General features: G+C 44.5%; 7 protein-coding genes. 1 reads left to right on the forward strand and 6 read right to left on the reverse strand.

Going from position 1 to position 5,640, the window contains the following annotated elements; genetic code table 11:
* Positions 1-140: 140 nt before the first annotated feature.
* The 6 genes from aroK to pilM form a co-directional block, all read right to left on the reverse strand.
* A complete protein-coding gene (gene aroK, locus R7041_RS22490; RefSeq protein WP_005381319.1) occupies positions 141-659 on the reverse strand; it encodes a shikimate kinase AroK in 519 nt (172 codons plus the stop codon).
* Positions 660-846: 187 nt separating this feature from the next.
* A complete protein-coding gene (locus R7041_RS22495) occupies positions 847-2,592 on the reverse strand; it encodes a type IV pilus secretin PilQ (RefSeq protein WP_206949731.1) in 1,746 nt (581 codons plus the stop codon).
* Positions 2,593-2,617: 25 nt separating this feature from the next.
* Positions 2,618-3,133, reverse strand: a complete 516-nt coding sequence (locus R7041_RS22500) for a pilus assembly protein PilP (RefSeq protein ID WP_005382766.1) — start codon at positions 3,131-3,133, stop codon at positions 2,618-2,620.
* The gene (locus tag R7041_RS22505) at positions 3,123-3,716 is read right to left on the reverse strand and encodes a type 4a pilus biogenesis protein PilO (protein WP_005381322.1); all 594 of its coding nucleotides are present in this window, start codon (positions 3,714-3,716) and stop codon (positions 3,123-3,125) included. The genes R7041_RS22500 and R7041_RS22505 overlap by 11 nt, the downstream gene beginning before the upstream one ends.
* Complete coding sequence (locus R7041_RS22510) at positions 3,709-4,284, reverse strand: PilN domain-containing protein (protein ID WP_005381323.1); 576 nt, start codon at positions 4,282-4,284, stop codon at positions 3,709-3,711. Before R7041_RS22510 ends, R7041_RS22505 begins: the two co-directional genes overlap by 8 nt.
* The gene (gene pilM, locus R7041_RS22515) at positions 4,268-5,284 is read right to left on the reverse strand and encodes a type IV pilus biogenesis protein PilM (protein WP_017633531.1); all 1,017 of its coding nucleotides are present in this window, start codon (positions 5,282-5,284) and stop codon (positions 4,268-4,270) included. The genes R7041_RS22510 and pilM overlap by 17 nt, the downstream gene beginning before the upstream one ends.
* A 144-nt stretch (positions 5,285-5,428) precedes the next feature.
* Between pilM and R7041_RS22520 the strand changes: the two genes are divergently transcribed.
* Positions 5,429-5,640: hypothetical protein (locus tag R7041_RS22520; RefSeq protein WP_318086091.1), on the forward strand; the 212-nt coding region annotated here is incomplete at its 3' end.

Raw genomic sequence — 5,640 nt, forward strand, 5'->3', positions numbered from 1 at the left:
ATTTTTGTTTGAGAGAACTTGAGAGAGGTACGCCGGGTCCTCAAATAACCCGGCGCCAATAGAGATTGGGTAGCTACGCTCAGCTAGGTTGACCGTAATCCGTTCCATCGGTTTGCTCCAATTAAAAAAAAGATAAAGACTTATCTCTCTTCTAGCATTTTTACGATCTGGTTGGCTACCACTTTTGCACTTTGATCGTCAGTGCGAACAGTGTAATCCGCTACTTCTTCATATAAAGGATTACGTTCTTCAGCTAATTGCTCCAGTACTTCGCGAGGGTTATCCGTTTGAAGTAAAGGACGCTTCTTGTCGCGGTTTGTACGCGCAAGTTGCTTTTCAATCGTCGTTTCTAAGTAAACAACAACACCACGTGCCGAAAGACGATTGCGGTTTTCTTTGCTCTTAACAGAGCCACCGCCAGTCGCAAGCACGATGCCTTGCTCTTGTGTTAGGTCTTCAAGTACCGCTTCTTCACGCTTGCGGAAGCCTTCTTCACCTTCTACATCAAAAACCCAAGAGATGTCTGCACCAGTGCGTTCTTCGATCACTGTATCGGAGTCAACAAACTCCATATGCAGTTGCTGTGCTAGATGTCTACCAATTGTACTTTTGCCGGCGCCCATTGGGCCAACAAGGAAAATATTACGTTTCTCAGCCATGTTTAGCAGTAATTTACAACATTGATTCAATAAGATCGCCACAAGAAAACACAGCTAAACTGCTGTTCTACAAGGCTTGTGGCACCAGTTCCTCACAGATAATTCGTGATAAGACCCGAAATTATCCAAGCATGGTGCCACTATTGCAACTTTATTTTTGATTTAATCAGTTTTTCCCGAGACAGAACTACTGAATCACCACCTTAGGCGTGACGAAAATTAACAGCTCACTTTTGCCAACATTCTCATAACTTCGACGAAAAAGAGCACCTAATAGCGGCAGGTCGCCCAACAAAGGCACTTTGTCCACCGAGTTAGTAATGCTGTGCTGAAAAATACCACCAAGAACGACCGTTTCACCGTTATTCACTAACACTTGCGTCCCGATACGTTGAGTATCAATCGCAACCGCTTCACCAGTGCCTGTCTTCACGACTTGTCCTGGTCTATCTTGCGTGACACTTAAATCCAATACTAAGCGGTTATCCGGTGTGATTTGCGGGGTTACCTTCAAACTTAATACCGCCTTTTTGAACGTCACCGTCGTTGCACCACTTGATGATGACTCTAGGTAAGGAATCTCTGTACCTTGTTCGATATAGGCAGGTTTCTTATTGGTAGTGATCAAACGTGGGCTCGAGATAATCTCAGCTTTAGACTCTTGTTGCAGAGCAGAAAGCTCAAGATCCAACAAGGTGTCTGAACCTAACTTTGCGACCTGAAAAGCAATGCTGGTCGCATTCGGACTGGTTGCAGCTAAGTTTACATTTAGGAAGTCATCGATCCCTACTCCATCACCGTCACCACCGTCATCACCCCCTTCTCCATTATAGAGACCGATCGTGGCGAGGTTGTTCTCAATAGAACCGCCCACTGTATTACTGCCATTAATAGACGTAAAACCCCAACGAATCCCTAACTCGTCCATGTTACCTTCATTGATGGTCACAATACGCGCCTCAATTTGAACCTGTTTAACTGGAATATCCAAAGACTCAATAATTTCTCGAATCACCTCGATGTTTACAGGTAACTCTCTAATCAATAACGAGTTAGTTCGCTCATCAATGGTCATACTGCCGCGCTCTGACAGCATGCTGATATTTCCTTCTCCATTGATCATCTCCGCAATGTCTGATGCTTTAGCAAAATTAACTTTGATGATTTCAGATGAAAGCTCTCCCATTTCTTCCGTCAGTTTTTGTTTTTCTAACTGCTGCTTCTCACGCAAGTCCAGCTCATCAGTCGGAGCAACTAAAATCACGTTGCCATCAACACGCTTATCTAACCCCTTAACTTGCAAAATAATATCCAGCACTTGCTGCCAAGGGACACCATCAAGACGAAGCGTGAGGTTGCCTTCCACAGAGTCGGAGACAACCAAATTGAATTGGTTGTAATCAGCAATAAGCTGCAAGACGTTTCGCACAGGAATATCTTGGAAGTTAATCGAAATAAGCTTACCTTCTCTTTCTAAAATGCTTTTATCTGGGGCTTTCTCATTGGGTTTGATCTTCGCTACTTTGATTTCCAAAAAACGCCCCGTTAAACGGTAATCATGCATGTATTCTTCATTGATGTGCGCAACCAAGCGCGTCGTCGAGGTGTCGCGAAACACTTCTACGCTCTCAACCACAGTCGAAAAATCTTTCACGTCTAGGAGATACAATTGCTCGTCTTTTACTGAAGTGTTAAGCAAATCGATACTTAACCCTTCCTGTACACGCTTGATATCTACAATCGCGGCCGGTGACGCCAATTCGACGACAATCACGGCGTCTTTATCTTTATTAGTTCGAAAGTCGATACTTTTTAGGGCATTGGACGAAACTTCTTCAGCTGCCGCTAAAGGGGCTAAAAATACAAACAACCATAAGGAGAAGAGCCCAGTAAGTATCCTTGGTGTACGTGTTAATCCTTGTCTCATTTTCATTACTCAATATCAAAAATAAATGGGGCTATCTCAAAGCCAACTTAACTTTACGTTTTTGCCAACATCCTAAGCCGTCGGGCAACGTTTCATTAATCAACAAATAGGAGTGGCTGACATGGGTCACTTTGCCATTATTGCGTCCGAGGTATTGACCCGGCTTAACTTTATAGACGGTGCCATTGGGAGCCTGAACGAGGCCAGAAACCGTGTTATCCATGCCCATGACACCTTTCAAACGTAATTGGCTTAATGGGAATTTTTCTAATTTGCCAGTTCGCCTTCTTGAAGGCGGTTGCCAACAATCTTTTCTTGCAACTGGCTGAGTCGCGATGGTGGCTTCTTTGGGTAATTCAAAGGGTGCACGCTGTACTTCCGGTGCGTACGTGACTGCAACATACTTGTCTGCGGGCTTAAGCTTCTCGACCTCTCGACGCGCCTGTGTTTCCACTCCTCGAATAAAATCCGTCAATGATTCATCATTCGCCTGGCAGCCCATCAATAGAGAACCCATCAGTACCAGCAACAAAGACTTACTTGTCATTTTTCGTCTCCTCCGGCTTAAACTGATAGGTATTAGCACGCACCCGAAAGTGCAGGGTTTCGCTCTCTTGGCTGACACGTTGCCAAGTCACATCTTTAAACGTGATGATTCGAGGTAGCGTCGCTATCGCCTGAGAAAAATGGCCGATGTCATGAAAGTCGCCCGTTAACTCAATGTTTAAAGGGAGACGATAAAGGAAGTGCTCTGATTGTTTTTCGCCCCAGTCGATTCGGGTGAAAGTCAGCTTATTGTCGATGCCAAGCTCATTCACTGAAGCGAGCATTGTAGCCAGCTCTTTTTGCGCAGGCAGTTGTTGCAGTAATAACTCGTAACGAGTGGTAAGTTCATCCAATTGAGATTGAAGCTGAGGCAACGCTGCCACTTTGTTCGCTTTGATCTTCAATGCCACCTTGAGTGTCTGCTCCTGCTGAATCAAGTGATTCAACTGTTCGTCTTTCGGTTTAAGGTAAAACCAATAACCTAAGCCTTGAATCACCATGATCAGAAGCGCGATTACTACAATCTGGGGCAACAATGGCCACTCGGCCATTTCATCTATTTCGAGATCCTGCCAATCAACCACGTTGAGCCTCCAATTTCTTCTCCGTTACTTTGAACATGAAAGACACTTTGAATGTTTGAAACTCTTTCCCAAAACGGGCTTTGCCGTGAACGATGGAATGCATTTCTACGTCGTTCAACTTGGCCGAGCGCTCCATGTTGTCCAGCATCGTGGCAAGTTTTGGAGTGCTATCTGAGATCCCAGAGATCTCAATTTCCAGATCATTCATTTTGATCTTGTCGACATATACACCTTCAGGGATAACGGCAGGCATTAAGTTCATGAACTCGGTCGTTTTGTTTCGTCCGTTTTGTAAACCTTCAACGACCTTTAGACGTTCGAGGATTTTGCTGTGCTCTTGCTCTGCAATTTTCATTGCTTCAATACGCTGGTCGAGTTCGGCAATGTAGTGAGTGAGGTAATCGAGCCGCTCCTGTTGTTGATCTTGTTGGTACTCAAAAAACTTTCCAATACCCCACTGGATGCCAACAGCGACCAACATGCCTAATGCGACCAAACTGATGAAGCGACGTCGGTGCTCTTCTCTTTGATTCTCTCGCCAAGGAAGTAAATTAATGCGATAAAGCACGGGCGCCTCCTAGCCAATGAATGCCACGAACGGCCAGTCCGGCTGCTGTTGAGAAATGCTGCCAATCCACAGCACGACGCTTACGCTTAGACACCTTCATCTCAAATAGCCCTAGCGGATTTAGCAATTCACACTCTAACGACAATTGTTGAGACAACTCTTCTACGAGCATGGGAGTGGAGGCCCCCTCCCCTGATAACCAGATACCCTTGATGTTTTGTGAGCCATTGATTGAGGTATAGAGCTGCATCTGGCGCTTTACTCGCTCTACGATTTGACGGTTAAACAGCTCTGTTTTCTCCTGAGCATCATCGGACAGAAAATCGACTGGAGAAGCGCTGTTTGCTCCGCGTGTGCCGTAAGCAAACTCTTTGTGAAACAGTTCACCTTGTTCGGTAAACATGGTGAAGGAGCTCGATAAGGTGCCAATATCGAGTAAGCAGTATTTGTTTTTGTCAGGAAAGCGATCGGCGGTGAGCTTCCAGATATGACCAAGGCTTTGCGAATGCACGTCCACTAAAACAGGTTTTAGTCCGGACTTTTGTAATGCATCGACTCGGCCTTCTACCACATCTTTTCTTGTCGCAAACACTTGATAGCTATCACTGCCACTCTGCCCGCCCTCAGCGCGAAGACGAACGAAGTCTAAACTCAGCTCTTCGACAGGGAATGGCGATTGATGAGAAAAGGCTTGTATCACTGCAAACTCAACTTCACTCTCTTCAAGATTTTGTTCTATTTGCAGTTTCTTGCTAATTACCGAGTTATCAGGAACTGAAATCGCAACTTTTTTAGCGCCAAAAGGCAGTTCTTTTTTTATCTGCTTGAGGGTCTTTACAATTTCTTGATGATTTATGGTGTTATTTTCAGCGACAATACCTTCCTTTAGTAATATTTCTTTGTAACCCAACAGAGCGTAATTGTTGCCTGTGGGTTTAAGTACTACGGCTTTGAGGCTGTTATGGCCTATATCGATGCCGGTAACGATTAGCTTATCCATCTCTTACTCTCGCTCCGAAATTTCTTCGTGCAAAGGTTGTTATTAGCATCCAAATAAGAGTTAATATCTCTTATGTGCTAAATTTTTGACCTAAGAGTACAAGGGTTTGCCGTTACACAGCCTCAACCAATCAGGGATTCTCCGGTGAAGTTCATAAAGCGTTTATTATTTTTAACATTGATTTGCATAATTCTTGGAGTCACCACAATATTTGGCTTCTATCAGTATGTGAAGCCTGAATTGCCAGATGTTGCAACTCTAAAAGACGTTGAATTACAAACACCTATGAAGGTGTTTAGTCAAGACGGGAAGCTGATCGCACAGTTCGGTGAAAAGCGTCGTATTCCTGTTACTTA

Source organism: Vibrio sp. 1751 (genome assembly GCF_033339895.1).
GTDB lineage: Bacteria > Pseudomonadota > Gammaproteobacteria > Enterobacterales > Vibrionaceae > Vibrio > Vibrio alginolyticus.